Here is a 21101-nt window from a genome sequence, read left to right on the forward strand (position 1 = left end):
CGTATCGCTCTTCCCTTTTAGCCACCCTCTCCGGTGGCTTTTTTTTGCCTCGGATTCTTGTTTCAGGGTTTTGCCACAGCGTTTGCGCAGGGCACAAACGACAACGGCCGACCCACAGGTCAGCCGTTGCTCAACAAGTCTTGCAAGCGATCAGTTCAAACGGTGGCGGTTGCGCACCTCCTGCTTGACGCCCCAGCCCTCGATGATGCCGCCCAGCGGTTCGACCACGGCGGAAAAGCCCTGCTCGAAATCACCGATATCGTCATAAGTCGCGTACATGACCTTGCTGAGTTCCAGCGACCAGGCGCCGTCGTCCCGTGCGCTGACCTGGGCATTGATGGATTCACCGCGATAGTTGCCTGCCGCCCTGCGCGCCCGCTCCTCGTCCGGGAAAATGGCGTAGAACTCGATGGGATGAAATCTTGAAAAATCGAAACCGCCTTCTTTCATGCGGCGCAGAACATTGCTGCTGATGTCTTCTTGATAGGCTGTGCTCATGAATCGTCCCCCTCGCATAGATGGATAGACTTTCCGTATTCCCGCCCCGGGCCTGTGGCCTAAGTACTTCGACAACACTGCGGTTGCATGCGGGAAACAAGCATGTAGCTGACAAGACCAGACCTTAGCGATCCATTCGCTGATCTCCCTTGCAGAGTAGCCGCAAGAGAGCGGCGCTGCCAAGGCCTGGTTTACGAGATGACAGGAAGTGTTCAGATTGGCGTGATGCTGCGGATCTCGATGCCGTTCTGGGTCTTGAGGTTTTTAACGCCAGCATCGGCGGTGCGTCCTTCCAGATCGTTCAGATCCAGTTGGGCAGCCACCGGAAGGAGCCTTTCCTTGATCAGCCGGGCGGCTTCATCGTCGGTCGGGCATTCCTCACGTTCGAAGATTTCATCAACGATTTCACCATGATCATCCACGAAAGTGACTTTCCACTTTTGCATCAGTGCCTCCTCGATCAACCCGTAGATGGGCTTACCTCTATCTGGACGTTTTGCCGCGATAGTTGGTTCAAAAGGATTACACAGGGCGATGATCAAATTGCAGGAGTGAGTCTGCTCGCGATTGTGGTTTGCCAGTCACACAGATATCGACTGATAAACAGCTCTCGCGAGCAGGCTCACTCCTACAGCGGTACTGTGTTGAAAATCAGTTATTGCCCGGCTTGTTGATCGCCTGCAGCACGTATTGCGGCAAGGCGAATGCGCCGATGTGAATTTCCGGGTTGTAATAACGGGTGACGATGCCGCTGCCGATGAAGCGCTGTTGCAGGGTTTCACGGCTGAGTTTGCGGTAGGCCGGGTTGGTCGAGCCCCAGGCGAAGGTCATCGAACCGCCGATGTAGGTCGGCACCGCCGCCTGATAGAAATGCCAGTCCGGGAACAGGCTGTTGAGGCGACCGGCGGTGGTCTTCACTTCGTCGATCTGCATGAACGGTGTGCCGTTCTGCGTGACCAGGATGCCGCCCTCGTTTAGGCAGCGGTGGCAGGCCTGGTAGAAGTTCTCCGAAAACAGCACTTCGCCCGGGCCGATCGGGTCGGTGGAGTCGGAGATGATCACGTCGAATTTTTCCGTGGTCGTGGCGACGAAACGCATGCCGTCGTCAATCACCAGGTTCAGGCGTGGATCGTCATAGGCGCCGGCGGAGTGGTTCGGCAGGAACTCTTTGCACATGTCGACCACGGTGCCGTCGATTTCGACCATGGTGATGTGCTCGACGCCAGCGTGCTTGGTCACTTCGCGCAGCATGCCGCCGTCACCGCCACCGATGATCAGCACACGCTTGGCGCTGCCGTGGGCGAGGATCGGCACATGGGTGAGCATTTCGTGGTAGATGAATTCGTCGGCTTCGGTGGTCTGGATCACGCCGTCCAGCGCCATCACCCGGCCCATGCGCGGGTTCTGGAAAATCACCAGATGCTGGTGTTCGGTGCGCACTTCGTGCAGCAGTTTTTCCATGCGAAAACGCTGGCCGTAGCCTTCGTAGAGGGTTTCCAGGTACTCGCTGGTTTTGGTGACGGTCATGGTCAAGTGCTCCGATGAAATGCGCGGGCGCCAATCGTGGGGAACGATTGCCCGGGAAAGGCGCGCATTCTACGTTGCCGAAGATGACAGGTCGAACCTCACTTCACCGTCGCAGCACAATCCTTTGTAGGAGTGAGCCTGCTCGCGATTGCGGTTTGTCAGCCAAAAAACCATTGATTGAGAACTAGCTATCGCGAGCAGGCTCACTCCTACAGGGGTACTGCGGTGATCCTGATATCAGGTCAGACCCGCACATTGCCCCGCGGTCCGGCAATCGCCCAGATGATCAGGCCCAGCACCGGCAGGAGGATGATCAGCAGCACCCAGACAATTTTCATTCCGGTGGACGCGCCGCTTTTCAGCACATTGATGATGGCCCAGATGTCGAGGGCGAGGATGATCAGGCCGATCAGACCGTTGAACGTGGAACCCATAATGTCGCTCCAGAATAGTGGCATGCACTTCTAGGATAGACGGCCTTGCGCAGGGTTCCGTTTTATTGCGAATCAGACGTGAACGGCGACCTTCAAGGCTTCGAGTGCCGGTGCAGCGCTGATACCGAGTTCGGCGCACAGCTCCAGTACGCGCGGCACGTCGTTGCCGTAGACCAGCACCATCTGCAGTTCGTCGTCGAGCAACTGGCTGAAGTTCATCAGCGTGTAACCGCCGTTTTCCTTGTTCAGACTGCTCATCTGCACCTGAATGCGATTGAGCGCGGTCAGGGCTTCGGTCCTGGCCAGTTGCTTGGGCTTGAGGTTGAAGTCCACGCCGGGCCCGAACGAGGCGACGATTTGTGCGAACAGATCAGCGTAGGTATCGGCCTGGAACAGCACGGTTTCAGGCAGGCTGCCCACCACCACCCACTCTCCCAACGGAATCGGGAAAGTGTCGTCGTAATTGATGTCCGGGTTGGCGGTCAGAAAGGCGTCGGCATCGGCGTAGGCTTGCGCCGCTTCGTCTGCCACTTTCAGGATCTCGTCCTCGCCCATGCAGCCGGAGCTGATTTTGCTGATGAGTTCGACGAGTGCGGCTTTCATGAGGGCGGATCCTGTGGCGAAGGGAGATTTCAAGGGCGCGAAGGATAGCGCATTCTCTGCTTCGCCACAGTCCGGCGGGGCGGATTTCAGCCCAACAGCTTCTCGAGTTGCGCGGTGGTATCGACGGCACCCATGGTCCGCGCTGCGTCGAGCGCGGTAATGCCATTGGCATCCTTGGCCTTGGGATCGGCGCCCTTGCTGATCAGGTAATCGACGATTGCAACACGATTGAACATCGCCGCCATCATCAATGCGGTACGGCCATCAAAGGACGAACCTTCGATCTCGGCGCCTGCTTCGACCAGCGCTTTGACCACCGCCAGATCACCTTTGAACGCGGCGCCGGCAATCGGGCTCTGGCCATTGCCATTGCGCATTTCCGGATCAGCCTTGTGCTTGAGCAACACATTCACGGCATCGACGTGACCGTAGTAGCTGGCGAGCATCAGCAAGGTGTCGCCCTTGCTGTTTTTCAGGTTCACCGGCAAACCGGCCGTCACCAAACGATCAAGCATTTCGGCATCACCGTCACGCGCCTTGTTGAAGACCTGCTCGGTGAATTCGGCAGCTTCTTCCGGGGTCATCTGGCGGCTTTGGTCGGACATGGGGCAACTCCACTTCGGTCAATCGGAAAGCCGACAGTTTCCCGAGGCAGAGGAAAACTGTCACCCTCTTTTTCCACAGCGCAGCGATAGCCGAAATCAATAACGATGCTTGCCCTCGAGAATTTCCGCCAGCACCGGCTCGGTGACTCGGCTATACGTCTGCGTGCCGGGCAGCCACGCATAAATCGGGTCGCCCCCCGTCTGGCCGGGGTCGAAGCCTTCATTCTTGAGACGGGTTTTCTGGTATTTGAAGGTGCCGGTGGTTTCCATTTTCACCTTGACCCGCAGGAACAACGGCACCGCATAGGACGGCAGGCGCTCGCGGGCGAAGGCCAGCAGCTCGGCGAAATCCAGCGTCGCCAGGGATTCCGCTGGAGTGATTGCCGCCATCCCGGCGCGGCCGTTGGTGTCGGGGATTTCCACGCCGTACGCCACCGCCTCGGAGATGTGCGAGTGTTGCAGCAGGAGATTTTCGACTTCTGTGGTCGAGACGTTCTCGCCCTTCCAGCGATAAGTGTCACCGAGGCGGTCGACAAATTGCGCATGACCGAAGCCGATGTTGCGCAGTAGATCGCCGGTGTTGAAATAACGGTCACCCTGGGTGAAAACGTCTTGCAGCACGACCCTGGCGGTTTTCTGCGGGTCGGTGTAGCCGTCCAGCGGGGCTTTTTCGTCGATCCGCGCCAACAACAGCCCCTCCTCGCCCTTGCCGACCTTGCGCATGAAACCATCGGCGCTGCGCAGCGGCTCGCCACTGTCGTGATCGTAGGCCACCAGCTCCCAGGCCATCAGCGAGAAACCGATGGTGTTGTCAAAGTTGAGCACGTTGGTGAAACCGATATTGCCGTCGCTCGCCGCGTACAGCTCGCAGATGTGCTCCACAGCAAAACGGCTCTTGAACTCGGCCCATGCGCCGGGGCGCAGACCGTTGCCGATCATCTTGCGTACATCGTGACGACTGTCGTCGGCACTCAGGGGCTGATCGACCAGATAGCGGCACAACTCGCCGACGTAGCCGATGGTGGTCGCGCGATAGCGGCGTACGTCGTTCCAGAACTGACTGGCGCTGAATTTGCGCCGGATCGCAAAACCCGCGGCGCCGTTGACCGCCGAACCCCAACACACGCACAAACCGGTAGCGTGGTATAGCGGCAAGGTGCAATAGACGACGTCGTCAGAGCTCATGTCGAGGGCGATCGTGCCGAAACTGGCGGAGCTGCGCATCCAGCGCCCATGCTTGAACACCCCGGCCTTGGGCAGGCCGGTGGTGCCAGAGGTGTAGATGTAGAAACACGGATCGTTGCAGAAGATCTGCTGGCTGCTCGGCGGGTTGTCGCTGCTGGCATCGGCGCTGGCGCTGATCAGGTTGATGAAGCCGTCGGGCGCGATGCCCGGATGGCTGAAGGTGTCCTGATCGGCCACGAACCAGATGCGTTGCGCGGCAATCGACACTTGCTCGCGGACGGCGGCAAACGCAGGCAGCAACTCTTCGCCGACCACGATCGCCACCGGAGCGACCAGATTGACACTGTGAATCAGCGTATCGCGGGTCTGTGCGGTATTGAGCAAGGCACTGACCGCGCCGACCTTGGCCAGCGCCAGAATGGTGACCAGCAATTCCGGGCGGTTCTCGATAAACACCGCCACTACGTCGCCCTTACCGATGCCCTCCCCGCTCAGGTAGTGAGCGATGCGATTGGCCCATTGATTGACCTGCGCGTAAGTCAGCCGCACATCGTCCTGCATCAATGCCGGGCCGTCGGGGTTGCGCAGCGTCGCTTGTTCGAACGTCCAGCCAAGACCGCAGCTCTGCGTCGGGTCCGTGACGTTGGCCGCTTTCATGCCCTTGACCACCCGCGGGATGGCTTTGGCAATCATCGGCAGCTTGCGGAGCATCATGCCCCAGGTAATCGTGTCGCTTGGCGCGTGACGCATGAAAGCTCCCCGTTCGACCTTGGCTGGCCGATGTTTTTATTGTCGGGCCTGGCTTGAAGCAACCGGCGCCTTCGAGCGCGGGTCGAGCTTGAAAATACGTCAGCGCTTTGCGGGCTGTACACGCGGTTTTTGCAATGTTTTGTATCCGCCGGTCGCGCGGCCCCAGCGACGATCTTCACTCCGGCATTTGGTTCCATGGTGCCAGGAATAATCCCGCAAAATGCAGGATGCACGATGGCCATTCATGCAGTTTGCACGACCAGGTAAAAGACAGGTTGTCGTAACTAGTTGTTTTTAAAGCATTTTTTTAAAACATAAATGCTGGCACAAACGCTGCAACCTCCTGTGCATGCTTGCCATTCAAGTACATACGGAGCTGATGACATGAGCCTGATTCAAGAAAAATTTACATCGCTGTTCTCCAACTACGAAGTCAGCACTGCCCCACGTCCTGACGGTGGCATCCTGCTCACTCTGCGTAGCAGCGACGGCAAAGTCTTCAAACGCGCACTCTCGTATCAGCAACTGCACGCTGGCGACCAACTGTCGTGGGCGATCAGTGCAATCCGTCGTGACCTGGCCGAACAAGCCAGTGAGCTGCCGCAAATTGCAATGCTGCAAAGCCAGCAGCGTTTTGCCCTGCCGACGTATCACTCGCTGTAACTCGCTTTAAACAAAAACAGGCCGTGGAGCATGCGCTTCACGGCCTGTTTGTTTTTGTCCGCGACAAAACCCTGTGGGACCAGTTTGCTGGTTTTGTTGGCCACAAAACCCTGTGGGAGCCAGCCTGCTGGCGATTGCGGTGGGTCAGGCGACATCTGTTTTGCTGATCTGCCGCTATCGCCAGCAGGCTGGCTCCCACATTGGGCTTATGTGTACTTAGAAGGCTTCGGGTTCGATGCCGGTGAAACTGTCGACGGTGATGTGGCTTCCCAGCTCCCCGCCTTCACGCGCCAGGCCGCAGGTCTGCAGACCAGCGGCTTGCGCCGCGTCCAGTTCTTCGACGATATCCGAAAGGAACAGGATTTCCTCGGGCGCCACGCCCAGCGCTTGCTGGATATTGGTGTAAGACTGCGCCTCGCGCTTGCCCCCCGACGTGGTGTCGAAGTAACCGCTGAACAGCGGCGTCAGATCCCCCGCCTCCGAGCAGCCGAAAATCAGCTTTTGCGCCTGAATCGAGCCGGACGAGTAAACAAACAGTTGATAACCGGCCTGATGCCAACGTTGCAGGGCTTCAACGGCATCCGGGTAAACATGCCCCTTCAATTGCCCGGCGTGATAACCCTCAGCCCAGACCATGCCTTGCAGGGCCTTGAGCGGCGTGGCTTTGCGATCTTCGGCGATCCAGCCAAGGAGGATTTCAACAACCCGTTCAATGTCCGCGTTCGGCTCGTTGCTGTCACGGCGCACGGCATCAAGCTGTTCGGCGACATCGGCACGCTCGGCGTTCTGGCGCACGAAGTCCGGCAGATGTTTGGCCGCGTACGGAAACAGCACGTCGAACACGAAACTGACCGCGCTGGTGGTGCCTTCGATATCGGTGAGGATGGCTTTGATCGACACGGGCTCAATCCTCCAGACGCGGGAAGCGGCCGGCGATGTCTTCGCCGGTGAAATTGGCAACCCAGCCTTCCGGGTTGTTGAACAGACGGATCGCGACAAAATGCGGATGTTCGCCCATGTCGAACCAGTGCCTGGTGCCTGCCGGAACCGAGATCAGATCGTTCTTCTCGCAAAGCACCGCATAGACGTAATCGTCGATGTGCAGGGTAAACAAGCCACGGCCGGCGACGAAAAATCTGACTTCGTCTTCACCGTGCCGATGCTCTTCGAGGAACTTGGCGCGCAATTCGGCTTTTTGCGGATGATCGCTGTTGAGGCTGATCACATCGACGGTGATGTAGCCACGCTCGGTCATCAACTTATCGATCTGCTCTTTATAAGCGCTGATCACTTCTTCCTGGGTGGCGCCGGGCTGAATCTTCGCCGCGGCTTGCCAGCGGTCGAAGCGCACGCCCTGCTCGGCCAGCGTCGAGGCGATGTCTTCGAAATGGGTCAGCACCTTGTTGGGAATCTCAGGGCTGGAAACGTGGTAAACGGACAGGCTGCTCATGGGCAATTCCTCGGTATCGGCCTTGCCGTCCGGCTCTTGCAGACCGGTCGGGCAGTGCATTTGATCAGGCAAACGGGCGGCTTGTGGTGAAGTCAGCCTTGGCGGTTCATGACGCTGCGGGTTTTCAACTCGCATTCAAACAGAAATTCAAAGGCCTCGATCTGCCGCAGTGCGTCGCTCATCTGCGCGCCCCAGGTGTACAGGCCGTGGCCGCGGATCAGGTAGCCGACGCAATCGGGATGGGCGTCAAGCCAAGGCTGCACCTTGGCAGCGAGGCGCGCAATGTCCTGATCGTTGTCGAAAATCGGCACACGCACGCGCGATTCGTGGGTCGAGATGCCGCTGAAGGCTTTTTGCAGTTCGTAGTCTTCGAACTCAATAAAGTCGTCCGGCGTCAGGCGCGACAGCACCGTGGCGTTCACCGAATGGGTGTGCAGCACCGCGCCGATCTCCGCGCGCCAGCTATAAAGCTGGGTGTGCAGCAGGGTTTCGGCGGAGGGCTTTTTGCCCGGCTCCAGACTGTTGCCGGAGAGATCAGTGGCGAGCACATCGTCCAGGCCCAACTGGCCCTTGTGCTTGCCCGACACGGTCAGCAGCGCTTCGCTCGGCGACAGGCGCGTCGAATAGTTGCTGCTGGTGGCCGGCGACCAGCCGCGACCGTAGAGAAAGCGCCCGGCGTCGACGATTTGCTGAGCGAGTTGTTCACGGGTAAGGCTCATGGCCTGTCCTCTTGCATACGTGTGGCAATGATAACGGCCGCGGCGAGCGCCGCGAGACTGGCAATACTGAACGTCAATGTCGCGCCCAGGGCATTCCAGCTGTAGCCGGAATACAGCGCGCCAAGCGCACCGCCGGTGCCGGCCAGCGCCGCGTACAGCGCCTGGCCCTGGCCTTGTTGACGTGCGCCGAAGCTACTTTGCACGAACGCGATGGCAGCGGCGTGAAAGCTGCCGAAAGTCGCCGCATGCAGCACCTGGGCGAACAGCAGCACCCAGAGAAATTCGGCAAATGTGCCCAGCAACACCCAACGCAGCGCCGCCAGCAGAAAGCTAGCCATCAGCACCCGCCGCAGGGAAAACCGCGCGAGAATCCGGCTCATGGCCATGAACATCAAAACCTCGGCCACCACCCCCACCGCCCACAGCATGCCGATCACGCCGCGACTGTAACCGAGTCGCTCAAGGTGCAAGGTCAGAAAGGTGTAATACGGGCCGTGGCTCATCTGCATCAGCGCCACGCAGGCATAAAACGCCAGCACGCCGGGGTTGCGCAACTGCTTGAGAAAGCCCTCGCCGCTCGGTCGATTGCCTTGCGGCGGCTGCGCATTGGGCACCCACAGGCTGCTGAGGACGATGCCGGCCATGATCAATACCAGCGCCGCCGGGTAAATGTCCAGGCTCAGCCATTCGAACAACCGGCCCAGCGCAACCACGGTGATGATGAAACCGATCGAGCCCCACAGGCGGATCTGGCTGTAGCGCGAAGTCTGGCCCTGCAAGTGCGCCAGGGTGATGACTTCGAACTGTGGCAGTACCGCGTGCCAGAAAAACGCATGCAGGGCCATGACCATCGCCAGCCAGGCGTAGCTCTTGCTGACGAAGATCAGCGAAAAGGTCAGCAGCGTGCACACCGCGCCAAAGCGCACGATGGCCAGACGCCTGCCGGTGTAGTCGCCGAGCCAGCCCCAGATGTTCGGCGCCACGCAGCGCATCAACATCGGGATCGCCACCAGCTCACCGATGCGCGCCGCGCTGAAGCCAAGATGATCGAAGTACAGCGCCAGAAACGGCGCCGTCGAACCGAGCAAGGCGAAATAGAACAGATAGAAACTGGACAGCCGCCAGTAAGGAAGCGCCGCCACGCTCAGGCCGCGGCGTTCGACGAGTCAGCCATCAAAGCTGACCCAGCACCGGAGTACTCACGCGCACGTCGGCGTTCTGCCCACGGTGGCGCAACAGGTGATCCATCAGCACGATGGCCATCATCGCCTCGGCAATCGGCGTGGCACGGATGCCGACGCACGGGTCGTGACGGCCCTTGGTGATCACCTCGACCGGGTTGCCGTGAATATCGATCGAACGGCCCGGGGTGGTGATACTCGATGTCGGCTTCAACGCCAGATGCGCGACGATCGGCTGGCCCGAAGAAATGCCACCGAGAATGCCGCCGGCGTTGTTGCTGAGGAAACCTTCCGGAGTCATTTCATCGCGGTGCTCGGTGCCGCGCTGGGCCACCGAGGCGAAACCGGCACCGATTTCCACGCCCTTGACCGCGTTGATGCTCATCAGCGCGTGGGCCAGTTCGGCGTCGAGACGGTCGAAGATCGGCTCGCCCAAGCCAGGCATGACGCCTTCGGCAACCACGGTGATCTTCGCGCCGACCGAGTCCTGATCGCGACGCAACTGGTCCATGTAGGCTTCCAGCTCCGGCACTTTGTCCGGGTCGGGGCTGAAAAAGGCGTTTTCTTCCACCGAATCCCAGGTCTTGAACGGGATTTCGATCGGGCCGAGCTGGCTCATGTAGCCACGAATGACGATGCCTTGGCTGGCCAGGTACTTCTTCGCAATCGCCCCCGCCGCCACGCGCATTGCGGTTTCGCGCGCCGAGCTGCGACCGCCGCCGCGATAATCGCGCTCGCCGTACTTGTGGTGGTAGGTGTAGTCGGCGTGGGCCGGGCGGAACAGATCCTTGATCGCCGAGTAGTCCTTGGACTTCTGGTCGGTATTGCGGATCAACAGGCCGATCGAGCAGCCGGTGGTGCGCCCTTCGAACACGCCGGAGAGGATTTCGACTTCATCGGCTTCCTGGCGTTGAGTGGTGTGGCGGCTGGTGCCCGGCTTGCGGCGATCGAGGTCGCGCTGCAGATCTTCCAGGGAAATCTCCAGGCCCGGCGGGCAGCCGTCGACAATGGCGACCAACGCCGGACCATGGCTTTCGCCAGCGGTGGTGACAGTGAACAACTTGCCGTAGGTATTGCCGGACATGCAGGACGCTCCGTGAAATCAAACCCGAATTCTTGATGCGCGCCAGTATACGCAGGCTAACCGAGTAGTTCATCCTCGAACCTTGGCGGTGTTGGCGAGTCCAACCGGCACCTTGGCGAATGATGGCGTGATGATGCTGCGAGTTTTGATTTTGAGTCTTACCCTGTTCACGGGCTTTGCCCAAGCGACGGTCCTGCAACGGCCAATGACTTTGACTACGGGCAACGGCGAACTTTTCGGTTCACTGTTGCTGCCAAAGTCTGACAGCCCGGTGCCGGTTGTCCTGATCATTTCCGGCTCCGGTCCTACCGATCGCGACGGTAACAACCCCGACGGCGGGCGCAATGACAGCCTCAAGCGTTTGGCCTGGGTGCTGGCCAAACACAACATCGCCAGCGTGCGTTACGACAAACGCGGGGTGGCCGCGAGCCTCGCCGCAACGCCGGACGAGCGCAATCTGTCGGTGGAGGCTTATGCGGCGGATGCCGTGGCTTGGGGGCAGAAGCTCAAGGCCGACCCGCGTTTCGGCCCGCTGATCGTCCTTGGTCACAGCGAAGGTGCGCTGATCGCCAGCCTCGCCGCGTCGACACTCGATGCGGCGGCGGTGATTTCCCTCTCGGGCAGCGCTCGACCGGTCGATCAGGTGATCCGCGAACAACTGGCGCGCAGCTTGCCGCCGCCGCTGATGCTGCGCAGCAATGAACTGCTCGACAGCCTCAAGGCCGGTCGCACCGACGACAATGTCCCGCAGCCGTTGCAGGTGATTTTCCGCCCGAGTGTGCAGCCATACCTGATTTCGCTGTTCCGTCAGGACCCCGCCAAAGCCTTTGCGCAGTTGCACATGCCGGCGCTGATCGTTCAGGGCAGCAATGACATTCAGGTCGGCACCGAAGACGCGAAGCTGCTCAAAGCGGCGAAACCGGACGCGCAGCTGGTGGTGATCGAAGGCATGAACCATGTGCTGCGCATCGTGCACAACGACATGAAGCGGCAATTGGCCTCGTACAAGGACCCGAATTTGCCGCTGGCCGCCGAGCTTGGTTCGGCGATCCTCGGTTTTATTGACGGACTTCGCACCCGTTAACCGCTGTTTACCCTCCAGTCCTTGAAAAACCGGCCGATAAGCCTTTGTCGCCAGCGCAACGGCTGGTGACAAGCAGGGCATGGACAGGATCGCGCCGTTATGACTGATACCCAGACTTCACCCGACACCACCGCTGAAAAAGACGCACCGCCAGCGGTCGAGCTGCCGTGGGCGGATGTTCACGCCGAGCACCACAAGATGCTCCGCCTGGCGCCGTTGCAGACCGATCGCCATACCGGCGGCCGGCCGCTGCGCTTTGTCGAATTCGGTTACGCCGAGCGTCACAGCAAAGAACACAGCCTGATGCGCATGGCGATCAAACTGCCCGGCCAGCGCGTGCGCAAGGAACAGAACGTCCTCGACGTGTGGGCCGATCACAGCACCAAGCGTGTGCGTTTCGGCCCCGACAGCGGCTTGCAGATCGAACCGCTGAACCGTGGCATCGGCCGTTTCATCGCCGCGCAAGGCATCAACTGGGCGAAAAAACGCTGGCCCGGCTACACCGTCGACGGCATCGACCTGAACAACAAGGACGCACTGAACGAAGACACCCGTCTGCGTCGCGATCATTTTCTGCGGGTACACGGTTTCGATGTGGCGTATGCCGATGCCCAGCATCTCAAAGGCAGCATCAAGACCGTGCAGGTCGGTGACCTGCTCGGCGACTGGAACAGCGAAAAGCTGCAGATCGTCGAGATTCTTGAAGCGGCGCAGATGCTCCAGCAGGCCGAGCAGAATCTGGCCGAGCAGGAAGTGAAGCTGAAAAAGCAGGAAGAGAAAGTCAGCAAGTTCAAACGTGAAGACGCCGGGTTGCGTTTCACCATTACCTGTCTGGTGGCGTTTGCGGTGTTTCAGGCGGGGCTGTTGATCTGGATTGCTACGCACCGGTAAAGATTCAAGACCGAGGCGGTCCCATCGCGGGCAAGCCACGCTCCCACAGGTTTTGCGCCTACCCGAATGTTGCGGTACACACAAGAACCTGTGGGAGCGGGCTTGCCCGCGATGCTTTTAAGGGTCAGACGCGGGACGCGAACAGGGCCTGATGGTTGCGGCACTGCTCCGCCGTCAGCATGAACACACCATGCCCGCCACGGGCGAATTCGAGCCAGGCAAAATCCACTTCCGGGTACAACGCCTCGACGTGCACCTGGCTGTTGCCCACTTCAACAATCAGCAAGCCCTTCTCGGTCAGGTGATCTGCCGCTTCGGCGAGCATGCGCCGCACCAGGTTCAAGCCATCATCGCCACAGGCCAGGCCCAGCTCAGGCTCATGTTGATATTCGTCCGGCATGTCGGCGAAATCTTCCGCGTCCACGTAAGGCGGGTTCGACACGATCAGGTCGAAACGCTGCCCCGGCAAACCATCGAAACCATCGCCCTGCACGGTATAGACGCGCTCGTCGACGCCATGGCGCTCGATGTTCTGATTGGCCACTTCCAGCGCTTCGAACGACAGATCCGCCAACACTACTTCAGCATTCTGAAATTCGTAGGCGCAGGCAATACCGATGCAACCAGAACCGGTGCACAGGTCAAGAATCCGCGCCGGTTCGCTACCGAGCCACGGCGCAAAGCGGTTCTCGATCAACTCGCCAATCGGTGAACGCGGGATCAACACGCGATCATCGACGATAAACGACATGCCGCAGAACCACGCTTCGCCCAGCAGGTACGCCGTAGGAATGCGTTCTTCGATGCGGCGCTTGAGCAGGCGCTGCAGGTTGACCAGTTCGTCGTCTTCCAGCGCGCAATCGAGGTAGCTGTCGGCGATCTCCCACGGCAGGTGCAGCGCACCCAGCACCAGTTGCCGGGCTTCGTCCCAGGCATTGTCGGTGCCATGGCCGAAAAACAGATCCTCCCCATGGAAGCGGCTGACGGCCCAACGGATATGGTCGCGCAGGGTACGAAGTCGGGAAGTGATCACGGGCAGAACTCCTGAAAAAACGACTGGCGATTCTAACAGCCAAAACGCGTGACGACGACGCAGGAAAACCCGTGCGGCGACAGTAGGAGTTTTCTGTTTTTTGCATCAGCTATTGAACAGAAGGTGTAACTTGACAAGGCTGCAGGCCAATAACGACGGTGCCTACGATGGTAGCGATTCACAGAAGCGCTCAGCCAGAGGACAATGTCGCAAAAGCCCCACCCCAAGGAGCCCCAGAATGTCCGTTCCAAAAACGATGTTTCAACTCAGCGGTCGCGGTTACGCAGCGGCCACACTGAGTCATGCCACCGTGGTCATCATCGATGCCCAGAAAGAATATCTCAGTGGCCCGCTGGCCCTGAGCGGCATGGACGCGGCCGTCGCGAACATCAAACAACTGGTTGCCGCAGCCCGTGCCGCCGGTCGGCCGATCGTGCACGTGCGTCACCTCGGCACCGTCGGTGGACTGTTCGACCCGCAGGGCGAGCGCGGCGAATTCATCCCGGGCCTGGAGCCGCAAGGTGATGAAACCATCATCGGCAAACTGCTGCCGAGCGCGTTCCACGGTACCGAATTGCTCGACCGCCTGCAGAATCTGGGCTCGCTGGATCTGATCGTCTGCGGTTTCATGAGCCACTCCAGCGTCAGCACCACGGTGCGTGCAGCGAAGAATCTGGGTTTTCGCTGCACCCTGGTCGAAGACGCCTGCGCGACCCGCGACTTGCCGTTCAAGGGCGGCGTGCTCAAGGCCGAGCAAGTCCAGGAAGCGGAAATGGCGATCATGGCGGACAACTTCGCCACCCTCGCCCTGACGCAATACCTGATCTGATCTGCGCGGATGAGCGGCTTGCGGCGCCGCTCATCCATTAAGCCCGTTGATTTGCCGCAAATGCCATAGCCTCAGGAACAACCCGGTCAACTCCCGGTCGAAGGGCCGATACCCATTGAGGAAGGTCGGAATGAAGTTATCCGATGGATTTGACGCACGCCGCTTGCGGCCCAAAGGCCAAAGCAACTGGCGTTTTCGATTTGGCGCTGCGATCGCTGCCATTCTGGCGACGTTCGGCGTGCTGCTGGCGATGGCCGGGGCGGCCAGCCTGCTCGGGCGCCCACCGGCGCTGGGTGACTTGAACGCCACGCCGATGGGCTCGGCAATCATTCTGGCGGTCGGTCTGCTGTTTCTGTATTTCGGTGTCGCCCTGTGGCGCCGCTGCCGCCGTCGCGCACGGCAATCGCGGGAACTGAACATGTCCCCGCATCTGATGAAAAAACACGACTGACCGACGGCCTGGCTTTTTGCCGGGCCGTTTTGTTTCGACTTGGGTAAACTGGCCGCCCTTCGCGGAGGCTGACATGCAAGACGACGATTTTTCCCTGTTCAAAAGTGCCATCCAAGGCGTCAAGCCGATCAAGCACGACCGCGCCGACACCGGCAAACCCAAGGCTGACCGCGCGCAGATCGCCAAATTGCGCCAGTCCGCCACCGTGCGCAGCAACACCACCATCATCGACGGCCTGTCCGACCAGTTCGTGATCGACGTCGGCCCGGAAGACGAGCTGATGTGGGCCCGCGACGGGGTGCAGGAAAGTCAGATGCGCAAGCTCAAGATCGGCCAGATCCCGTTCGAAGGCAGCCTCGACCTGCATGGCATGAGCGTCGAGAAGGCCCGGGAAACCCTCTGGGCCTTTCTGGCCGAAGCGACGAAATTTGAAATCCGCTGCGTGCGCGTGACCCACGGCAAGGCTGTGCGTCTCGATGGCAAGCGGCCGATGATCAAAAGCCACGTCAACACTTGGCTGCGCCAGCACGCCCAGGTACTCGGTTTTTGTTCCTGCCAGGCGAAACACGGCGGCGCCGGCGCGGTTTACGTGATGCTCAAACGCACAATGATGGAAGGCCGCGACGAATAATCGCGTTACACCGAACTTGCAGGGTTGTGTCCGCCGCCGTACCCTTGCCGCTTGCGAAAATCCCCCCACAGGTAGTTTCATGTCCCTGGAACAGAATTACACCGCGATTCTCGGCCAACTGGGCGAGGACGTCTCCCGCGAGGGCCTGCTCGACACGCCAAAGCGTGCCGCCAAAGCCATGCAGTACCTCTGCCGCGGTTATGAACAGACGCTCGAAGAGGTCACCAACGGTGCCCTGTTCAGCTCCGACAACAGCGAAATGGTGCTGGTCAAGGACATCGAGCTGTATTCGTTGTGCGAACACCATCTGCTGCCGTTCATCGGCAAGGCGCACGTGGCCTACATCCCGAGCGGCAAGGTACTGGGCCTGTCCAAGGTTGCACGGATCGTCGACATGTACGCTCGCCGCCTGCAAATTCAGGAAAACCTCAGCCGCCAGATCGCCGATGCCGTGTTGCAGGTGACCGGTGCGCTGGGTGTGGCCGTGGTGATCGAGGCCAAGCACATGTGCATGATGATGCGTGGTGTGGAGAAGCAGAACTCGTCGATGATCACCTCGGTGATGCTCGGTGAATTCCGCGAAAACGCCGCGACCCGCAGCGAATTCCTCAGCCTCATCAAGTAATTCGCCGCCGCAGAAAAAACCGGCTTTCATCGCCGGTTTTTTTTCGTCCGTGAAAAATCGGGTAAGCTGCGCGCCTTTCTCAATTCGCACCGTGAGGCTTTCAACGTGTTCGTCAAAGCGCTTCGTGTCGGCCTCGGCCAACTGGTTATTTTCGTCGATTTCATCACCCGCCCGGGCAAGCAACAACGCTCCGCCGCTGCTCAGGCGCAAGTCGACGCCGCTGCCAAGGACCTGACCCTGTATCAGTTCCATGCCTGCCCGTTCTGCGTGAAGACCCGTCGCACGCTGCGTCGCCTGAATGTGCCGGTGGCACTGAAAGACGCGAAGAACAACGAACAGGACCGCCAGAACCTGCTGGAACAGGGCGGCCGCATCAAGGTGCCTTGCCTGCGCATTGAAGAGAATGGCCAGACGACCTGGATGTATGAATCCAAGGTGATCATTGATTATCTGGACAAGCGGTTTGCTGCGGTCTGATGGTTGGGCGGAGTTGCTGATGGCCCCATCGCTGGCAAGCCAGCTCCCACATTGATCTGTGGCATTCAAAAAACCTGTGGGAGCTGGCTTGCCAGCGATGAGGCCTTCCCAGACACCAAAAATTCCAGACAAAAATAAACCGGCCACGAGCCGGTTTATTTGTTTTGTCAGGCCGCTTCATCCAACTGCGCCTTGCGCACCACCGCCGCCAATCGCTTCAGCCCTTCATCCAGCCGCGCCGGGTCGATGTGGCTGAAGTTCAGGCGCAGATGCCCAGGATGGTTATCCGGATCCGGAAAAAACGGCTCACCCGGCATGAACGCCACATCGTTGGCCAAGGCATCGTTGAGCAATGTTCGCGTGTCCAGCGGCTGCTTCAGTGTCAGCCAGAAAAACAGCCCGCCCTGCGGCATCTGCCAATCGGCCAGATCGGCAAAGTGCTTCTCCAGCGCCGCTTGAAACGCATCGCGCCGTTGCCGGTAGAACCCGCGCAGCTCGCTCAAATGTTGCTGATACTTGTCGCTGCCGATCCACTGCAGCGCCTGCCATTGGCCGATGCGATTGGTGTGCAGATCGGCCGACTGCTTGAGTTTGAGCAAATGCGGGAACAGGTCGGGGCTGGCAATCAGATAACCGACGCGCAATCCCGGCAGCAGGGTTTTCGACACGGTGCCGGTGTAGATCCAGCTGGCGTTCTGCAAGCGGCCGGCGATCGGTCTGGCGCTGGCGCCGTCGAACGTCAGTTCGCGATAGGGCTCGTCTTCGATCAACGTCACGCCGAATTCATCGAGCAGCGCGGCGACGGCAGCACGCTTGGCTTCGCTGTAGCGCACGGCGGACGGGTTCTGAAAGGTCGGGATCAGGTAGATGAATGCGGGACGATGCTGTTCCAGGCGCTGGCGCAATTGCACCAGATTCGGGCCGTCGGCCTCTTGCGCGACGGTCAGGCAATCGGCGCCGAACAGCTGGAATATCTGCAGTGCAGCCAGATAAGTCGGCGCCTCCAGCAGAATTTCTGTGCCCTTGTCGATGTACAGCTTCGCCGCCAGATCGAGAGTTTGCTGCGAACCGCTGACCACCAGCACCTGACTCGCCAGGCAATCAAGCCCGAGCGCCCTCGCCTGCGCCGCCAAGGCTTCACGCAACGCCGGTTCACCCTCGCTCATGCCGTACTGGCCGAGCGAAAGCGGCATGTGGGCCCACTCGACTTTCGGCAACATGCTCTCGGCGGGCAAGCCACCGGCAAACGACATCACCTCCGGACGCTGGGCGGCAGCAAGGATTTCGCGGATCAAAGAACTTTTAAGGCGCGTGACACGTTCGGAAAAAGCCATGGAAGTCACCGGTAGCGAGGCGTGAGGAAAATGAGTCAAACTGGTTGACTGAAATTACGCCAACGTGAGCGAGTACGTCAACATGCTTGACCTTAAAAACCCGATCAGCCAGCAGCAGGCCATGGAAGCGTTTTTCTTCGGCTATCAGGCGTTCACTGCCAAGGCAGACGAAATGCTCGAGCGCCGCGGTCTGTCGCGGGTGCATCAGCGCATCGTGTTTTTCATCGCGCGTTATCCGAATCTGAGCGTGAAGGAGTTGCTCGCGCTGCTCGGCGTGAGCAAACAGGCGCTGAACATGCCGCTGCGCCAGTTGCAGGAAATGCATCTGGTCGACAGCGTGGCGTCGCAGACCGACAAGCGTAAGCGCCTGCTGGAGTTGACAGCGGAAGGCGCAAAGTTCGAGCAGGCGCTGCGCCGCGAGCAGGTGAAATTACTCGAGCGGGTGTTTGCCGAGGCTGGCGAGGCGGCGGTGAATGGCTGGCTGGCGGTGAATGTGGCACTGGGTAAAAGCCAGGCAGCTCTCGATTGACTGTTCGGGCCTCATCGCTGGCAAGCCAGCTCCCACAGTGATCAGGGGAGTACACAGATATGAAGACACCCACGATTCCTGTGAAGCTGGCTTGCCGATAGGGCCTGAAGGGCCATATATCCCTATCAATGGACAAACTGAAGACAAAACCAAAAACAATATTTGCTTTATTTGTACACAAAAGCATAATCCACAGCGTGCGAGTTCCTGACCGCATGGTCAACAAATTCGCGTATGCCTCAAAGGGCCGCTGCCACCCCTCATGGGTCCGGCCCTGGAAATAACAATAAAACTCTTGAGGAGTACTCGCTGTGGAAAGCCGCAAATCCGAAGCATCGCCGCTGGATCTCTCGCCGCCCTTACGCACTGGCCTGCTGGAGCGTCTGTTTAAACTCAGCTTGCATGGCACCACGGTGAAGACCGAGCTGATTGCCGGTCTGACGACCTTCATCACCATGGCTTACATCATCTTCGTCAACCCGAACATCATGGCCGACGCCGGGATCGATCATGGTGCAGCCTTCGTCGCCACGTGTATCGCCGCCGCGCTGGGCTGCCTGTTGATGGGCCTCTACGCGAACTGGCCGGTGGGTCTGGCGCCAGGCATGGGCCTCAACGCATTCTTCACCTACACCGTCGTCGGAACCATGGGCTACAACTGGGAAACCGCACTGGGCGCGGTGTTCGTGTCCGGTGTGCTGTTCATGATCCTGACGTTCTCGCGCATCCGCGAATGGCTGCTCAACAGCATCCCGGTCAGCCTGCGCTTCGCGATGGGCGCCGGCGTCGGCCTGTTTCTCGGCCTGATCGGTTTGAAAACCGCTGGCATCGTCGTCGATAGCCCGGCCACCCTGATCAAGCTTGGCTCGCTGCGCGAACCCGGCCCGCTGCTCGCTGCGATCTGCTTTCTGATGATCGCGATCCTCAGCTACCACAAAGTCTTCGGCGCCATTCTCATCAGCATCATCACCGTTACCCTCGCCGGTTGGGGTCTGGGCATCGTTCACTACCAGGGCATCATGTCCGCCCCGCCAAGCCTGGCGCCGACCTGGATGGCCATGAACGTCGCCGGCGTGTTCAACGTCAGCATGATCAGCGTGGTCCTCGCCTTCCTGTTCGTGCACATGTTCGACACCGCGGGCACGCTGATGGGCGTCGCTCAGCGCGCCAATCTGGTCAACCCTGACGGTCGCATCGAAAACCTTTCGCGGGCGATGAAGGCCGACAGTGCCTCCAGCGTATTCGGCGCTGTGGTCGGTGTTCCGCCGGTCACCAGCTACGTGGAAAGTGCTGCCGGCGTGGCCGCTGGCGGTCGGACTGGTCTTACCGCCGTCACCGTAGGTGTGCTATTTATAGCGGCGATGTTTTTCGCACCGCTGGCCGGCATGATTCCCGCGTATGCCACTGCCGGTGCGCTGATCTACGTCGCGATGCTGATGATGGGCGGCATGGCCCATATCGAATGGGACGAAGCCACTGACGCGATTCCGGCCATCGTCACCGCGATCATGATGCCGCTGACCTTTTCGGTCGCCGACGGCATTGCACTGGGCTTCATCACCTACGTGGCGTTGAAGGCCGGTACCGGCAAGTACAAGGAAATCTCCGTCAGCCTGTGGGTGCTCTGCGCGATCTTCATCGCCAAGTTCATTTTCCTCTAAGCGCTACGCGGTCCCGTTTCCAGACAGCCCCACCCTCGCCGGTGGGGCTTTTGCACATTCATGAACACAACAAAAAAAGGAGCAACAAGATGAGTCTGGAAACCTGGCTGCTGTTCAGTGGCGCTGCGCTGGTGGTGATCCTCATTCCGGGGCCGCTGTCGTTGCTGATGATCAGCAACAGCCTGAACTACGGGTTGCGCCGTTCATACCCGGCGTTCCTTGGCGGCGTAACGGCATCGATCTGTCTGCTCAGCGCTTCGGCATTGGGGCTGGGCGCATTGTTGCTCGCTTCCGAGCAACTGTTCAGCGCGCTTAAAATTGTCGGCGCGCTGTACCTGTTCTATCTCGCCTGGCAGAGCTGGCAACAGTCGCGCCAGCCGTCGGTCGGTGCCGACGTACCGCTAGCGGCGCCCGTGCCGCGCTTTCGCGCGTTGTTCACTCGCGCTTTCGTACTGGGCGCGAGCAATCCGAAAGACATCCTGTTTTTCGCCGCGTTCCTGCCGCAGTTCCTCAGCGCCGAGCAACCTTTCCTGCCGCAACTGCTGGTGATGATCGCCACCTGGACCGTGCTGGATCTGCTGTGCAAACTGGCCTACGGCCTCGGTGCCCACGGCGCGGCGCGTTACCTGCGCAGCGGCAAGGGGCAAAGCTGGTTCAACCGCATCAGTGCCGGTCTGTTCGGCGGTGCCGGCGCCGTTTCTTTGCTCAGCAGCCACTGAGATCCTTGACCGCATCGCGGTCTATCGACTCCCCGCCAGTCTGACTTGAACTGTTCCAGGTCAGGCTGGCGTTCTCCTCGCCTCTCGCTATTCCCAACGCCCTGCTCCCCTGCAGGCCGCGCAATACACCGCAACAAC

Annotated in this window: 25 protein-coding genes; 11 read left to right on the forward strand and 14 right to left on the reverse strand. The window is 59.9% G+C overall.

Annotated elements, in window-relative coordinates:
• Positions 1-150: 150 nt before the first annotated feature.
• The 7 genes from BLU24_RS20030 to BLU24_RS20060 all read right to left on the reverse strand — a co-directional run bounded on the left by BLU24_RS20030 (position 151) and on the right by BLU24_RS20060 (position 5602).
• A complete protein-coding gene (locus tag BLU24_RS20030; protein WP_093103154.1) occupies positions 151-498 on the reverse strand; it encodes a ribonuclease E inhibitor RraB in 348 nt (115 codons plus the stop codon).
• A 212-nt stretch (positions 499-710) separates the two neighbouring features.
• A complete protein-coding gene (locus BLU24_RS20035) occupies positions 711-944 on the reverse strand; it encodes a hypothetical protein (protein WP_093103157.1) in 234 nt (77 codons plus the stop codon).
• A 205-nt stretch (positions 945-1149) separates the two neighbouring features.
• Positions 1150-2025, reverse strand: a complete 876-nt coding sequence (speE, locus tag BLU24_RS20040) for a polyamine aminopropyltransferase (RefSeq protein ID WP_090282513.1) — start codon at positions 2023-2025, stop codon at positions 1150-1152.
• A gap of 242 nt (positions 2026-2267) precedes the next feature.
• The gene (locus BLU24_RS20045) at positions 2268-2459 is read right to left on the reverse strand and encodes a PLDc N-terminal domain-containing protein (RefSeq protein WP_090282512.1); all 192 of its coding nucleotides are present in this window, start codon (positions 2457-2459) and stop codon (positions 2268-2270) included.
• A gap of 72 nt (positions 2460-2531) precedes the next feature.
• Positions 2532-3062: a hypothetical protein gene (locus BLU24_RS20050; RefSeq protein ID WP_093103160.1), complete on the reverse strand. Its 531-nt coding sequence runs from the start codon at positions 3060-3062 to the stop codon at positions 2532-2534.
• An 86-nt stretch (positions 3063-3148) separates the two neighbouring features.
• Positions 3149-3667 (reverse strand): ankyrin repeat domain-containing protein, encoded by a 519-nt coding sequence (locus BLU24_RS20055; protein WP_093103163.1) that lies wholly within the window; start codon positions 3665-3667, stop codon positions 3149-3151.
• A 96-nt stretch (positions 3668-3763) separates the two neighbouring features.
• Complete coding sequence (locus BLU24_RS20060; RefSeq protein WP_093103166.1) at positions 3764-5602, reverse strand: long-chain-acyl-CoA synthetase; 1839 nt, start codon at positions 5600-5602, stop codon at positions 3764-3766.
• A 384-nt stretch (positions 5603-5986) separates the two neighbouring features.
• Between BLU24_RS20060 and BLU24_RS20065 the strand changes: the two genes are divergently transcribed.
• Positions 5987-6265: a DUF3509 domain-containing protein gene (locus tag BLU24_RS20065; RefSeq protein WP_016773780.1), complete on the forward strand. Its 279-nt coding sequence runs from the start codon at positions 5987-5989 to the stop codon at positions 6263-6265.
• A gap of 216 nt (positions 6266-6481) precedes the next feature.
• Here BLU24_RS20065 and mtnC read toward each other — a convergent pair whose 3' ends face one another.
• From mtnC to aroC, 5 genes are all read right to left on the reverse strand, one after another.
• On the reverse strand, positions 6482-7165 hold the full coding sequence (gene mtnC, locus BLU24_RS20070) for an acireductone synthase (protein WP_093103169.1): 684 nt from the start codon (positions 7163-7165) through the stop codon (positions 6482-6484).
• Between the two features lie 4 nt (positions 7166-7169).
• A complete protein-coding gene (locus tag BLU24_RS20075; protein WP_093106868.1) occupies positions 7170-7715 on the reverse strand; it encodes a 1,2-dihydroxy-3-keto-5-methylthiopentene dioxygenase in 546 nt (181 codons plus the stop codon).
• A 92-nt stretch (positions 7716-7807) separates the two neighbouring features.
• A complete protein-coding gene (locus tag BLU24_RS20080) occupies positions 7808-8434 on the reverse strand; it encodes a methylthioribulose 1-phosphate dehydratase (protein ID WP_093103172.1) in 627 nt (208 codons plus the stop codon).
• Positions 8431-9576: an MFS transporter gene (locus BLU24_RS20085; protein WP_093103175.1), complete on the reverse strand. Its 1146-nt coding sequence runs from the start codon at positions 9574-9576 to the stop codon at positions 8431-8433. The genes BLU24_RS20080 and BLU24_RS20085 overlap by 4 nt, the downstream gene beginning before the upstream one ends.
• Before the next feature lie 31 nt (positions 9577-9607).
• Positions 9608-10699 carry a chorismate synthase gene (gene aroC, locus BLU24_RS20090; RefSeq protein ID WP_093103178.1) on the reverse strand — a complete coding sequence of 364 codons (1092 nt, stop codon included), beginning with the start codon at positions 10697-10699 and terminating at the stop codon, positions 9608-9610.
• A gap of 130 nt (positions 10700-10829) precedes the next feature.
• On the opposite strand from aroC, the gene BLU24_RS20095 reads away from it, so the two are divergent.
• Together BLU24_RS20095 and BLU24_RS20100 are read left to right on the forward strand one after the other, a co-directional pair.
• Positions 10830-11783 carry an alpha/beta hydrolase gene (locus BLU24_RS20095; RefSeq protein WP_093103181.1) on the forward strand — a complete coding sequence of 318 codons (954 nt, stop codon included), beginning with the start codon at positions 10830-10832 and terminating at the stop codon, positions 11781-11783.
• 99 nt (positions 11784-11882) lie between these two features.
• Positions 11883-12674, forward strand: a complete 792-nt coding sequence (locus BLU24_RS20100) for a hypothetical protein (protein ID WP_093103184.1) — start codon at positions 11883-11885, stop codon at positions 12672-12674.
• A 124-nt stretch (positions 12675-12798) separates the two neighbouring features.
• On the opposite strand, the gene prmB is transcribed toward BLU24_RS20100, so the two are convergent.
• Positions 12799-13707: a 50S ribosomal protein L3 N(5)-glutamine methyltransferase gene (gene prmB / locus BLU24_RS20105; protein WP_090282503.1), complete on the reverse strand. Its 909-nt coding sequence runs from the start codon at positions 13705-13707 to the stop codon at positions 12799-12801.
• 238 nt (positions 13708-13945) lie between these two features.
• Between prmB and BLU24_RS20110 the strand changes: the two genes are divergently transcribed.
• The 5 genes from BLU24_RS20110 to BLU24_RS20130 all read left to right on the forward strand — a co-directional run bounded on the left by BLU24_RS20110 (position 13946) and on the right by BLU24_RS20130 (position 16720).
• A complete protein-coding gene (locus BLU24_RS20110) occupies positions 13946-14536 on the forward strand; it encodes a cysteine hydrolase family protein (RefSeq protein WP_093103187.1) in 591 nt (196 codons plus the stop codon).
• A gap of 130 nt (positions 14537-14666) precedes the next feature.
• Complete coding sequence (locus BLU24_RS20115; RefSeq protein ID WP_007914024.1) at positions 14667-14987, forward strand: hypothetical protein; 321 nt, start codon at positions 14667-14669, stop codon at positions 14985-14987.
• A 73-nt stretch (positions 14988-15060) separates the two neighbouring features.
• Positions 15061-15618: a Smr/MutS family protein gene (locus tag BLU24_RS20120; protein ID WP_090282501.1), complete on the forward strand. Its 558-nt coding sequence runs from the start codon at positions 15061-15063 to the stop codon at positions 15616-15618.
• A 79-nt stretch (positions 15619-15697) separates the two neighbouring features.
• Positions 15698-16243, forward strand: a complete 546-nt coding sequence (folE, locus tag BLU24_RS20125) for a GTP cyclohydrolase I FolE (RefSeq protein WP_003236739.1) — start codon at positions 15698-15700, stop codon at positions 16241-16243.
• 105 nt (positions 16244-16348) lie between these two features.
• Positions 16349-16720, forward strand: a complete 372-nt coding sequence (locus BLU24_RS20130) for a glutathione S-transferase N-terminal domain-containing protein (RefSeq protein WP_093103190.1) — start codon at positions 16349-16351, stop codon at positions 16718-16720.
• A 167-nt stretch (positions 16721-16887) separates the two neighbouring features.
• Here the strand turns inward: BLU24_RS20130 and BLU24_RS20135 are convergent, their stop codons facing one another.
• Positions 16888-18054 (reverse strand): aminotransferase-like domain-containing protein, encoded by a 1167-nt coding sequence (locus BLU24_RS20135; RefSeq protein ID WP_093103193.1) that lies wholly within the window; start codon positions 18052-18054, stop codon positions 16888-16890.
• A gap of 82 nt (positions 18055-18136) precedes the next feature.
• Here BLU24_RS20135 and BLU24_RS20140 point away from each other — a divergent pair, with 82 nt between their 5' ends.
• From BLU24_RS20140 to BLU24_RS20150, 3 genes are all read left to right on the forward strand, one after another.
• Positions 18137-18583 (forward strand): MarR family winged helix-turn-helix transcriptional regulator, encoded by a 447-nt coding sequence (locus BLU24_RS20140; protein ID WP_093106870.1) that lies wholly within the window; start codon positions 18137-18139, stop codon positions 18581-18583.
• Between the two features lie 311 nt (positions 18584-18894).
• Positions 18895-20244 carry an NCS2 family permease gene (locus BLU24_RS20145; RefSeq protein ID WP_090282498.1) on the forward strand — a complete coding sequence of 450 codons (1350 nt, stop codon included), beginning with the start codon at positions 18895-18897 and terminating at the stop codon, positions 20242-20244.
• Between the two features lie 89 nt (positions 20245-20333).
• Positions 20334-20963 carry a LysE family translocator gene (locus tag BLU24_RS20150; protein ID WP_093103196.1) on the forward strand — a complete coding sequence of 210 codons (630 nt, stop codon included), beginning with the start codon at positions 20334-20336 and terminating at the stop codon, positions 20961-20963.
• The last annotated feature ends 138 nt before the right edge of the window (positions 20964-21101 follow it).

This window comes from Pseudomonas sp. Z003-0.4C(8344-21) (assembly GCF_900104975.1).
Lineage (GTDB): Bacteria > Pseudomonadota > Gammaproteobacteria > Pseudomonadales > Pseudomonadaceae > Aquipseudomonas > Aquipseudomonas granadensis.

Coding starts and splice junctions, on each gene's coding strand:
- folE (WP_003236739.1), top strand. CDS start 15,698: ATGTCCCTGGAACAGAATTACACCGCGATTCTCGGCCAACTGGGCGAG.
- BLU24_RS20060 (WP_093103166.1), bottom strand. CDS start 5,602: ATGCGTCACGCGCCAAGCGACACGATTACCTGGGGCATGATGCTCCGC.
- BLU24_RS20135 (WP_093103193.1), bottom strand. CDS start 18,054: ATGGCTTTTTCCGAACGTGTCACGCGCCTTAAAAGTTCTTTGATCCGC.
- BLU24_RS20110 (WP_093103187.1), top strand. CDS start 13,946: ATGTCCGTTCCAAAAACGATGTTTCAACTCAGCGGTCGCGGTTACGCA.
- BLU24_RS20075 (WP_093106868.1), bottom strand. CDS start 7,715: ATGAGCAGCCTGTCCGTTTACCACGTTTCCAGCCCTGAGATTCCCAAC.
- BLU24_RS20100 (WP_093103184.1), top strand. CDS start 11,883: ATGACTGATACCCAGACTTCACCCGACACCACCGCTGAAAAAGACGCA.
- BLU24_RS20080 (WP_093103172.1), bottom strand. CDS start 8,434: ATGAGCCTTACCCGTGAACAACTCGCTCAGCAAATCGTCGACGCCGGG.
- BLU24_RS20030 (WP_093103154.1), bottom strand. CDS start 498: ATGAGCACAGCCTATCAAGAAGACATCAGCAGCAATGTTCTGCGCCGC.
- speE (WP_090282513.1), bottom strand. CDS start 2,025: ATGACCGTCACCAAAACCAGCGAGTACCTGGAAACCCTCTACGAAGGC.
- BLU24_RS20140 (WP_093106870.1), top strand. CDS start 18,137: ATGCTTGACCTTAAAAACCCGATCAGCCAGCAGCAGGCCATGGAAGCG.
- BLU24_RS20045 (WP_090282512.1), bottom strand. CDS start 2,459: ATGGGTTCCACGTTCAACGGTCTGATCGGCCTGATCATCCTCGCCCTC.
- BLU24_RS20095 (WP_093103181.1), top strand. CDS start 10,830: ATGATGCTGCGAGTTTTGATTTTGAGTCTTACCCTGTTCACGGGCTTT.
- BLU24_RS20065 (WP_016773780.1), top strand. CDS start 5,987: ATGAGCCTGATTCAAGAAAAATTTACATCGCTGTTCTCCAACTACGAA.
- BLU24_RS20055 (WP_093103163.1), bottom strand. CDS start 3,667: ATGTCCGACCAAAGCCGCCAGATGACCCCGGAAGAAGCTGCCGAATTC.
- aroC (WP_093103178.1), bottom strand. CDS start 10,699: ATGTCCGGCAATACCTACGGCAAGTTGTTCACTGTCACCACCGCTGGC.
- BLU24_RS20035 (WP_093103157.1), bottom strand. CDS start 944: ATGCAAAAGTGGAAAGTCACTTTCGTGGATGATCATGGTGAAATCGTT.
- BLU24_RS20050 (WP_093103160.1), bottom strand. CDS start 3,062: ATGAAAGCCGCACTCGTCGAACTCATCAGCAAAATCAGCTCCGGCTGC.
- BLU24_RS20120 (WP_090282501.1), top strand. CDS start 15,061: ATGCAAGACGACGATTTTTCCCTGTTCAAAAGTGCCATCCAAGGCGTC.
- BLU24_RS20115 (WP_007914024.1), top strand. CDS start 14,667: ATGAAGTTATCCGATGGATTTGACGCACGCCGCTTGCGGCCCAAAGGC.
- BLU24_RS20150 (WP_093103196.1), top strand. CDS start 20,334: ATGAGTCTGGAAACCTGGCTGCTGTTCAGTGGCGCTGCGCTGGTGGTG.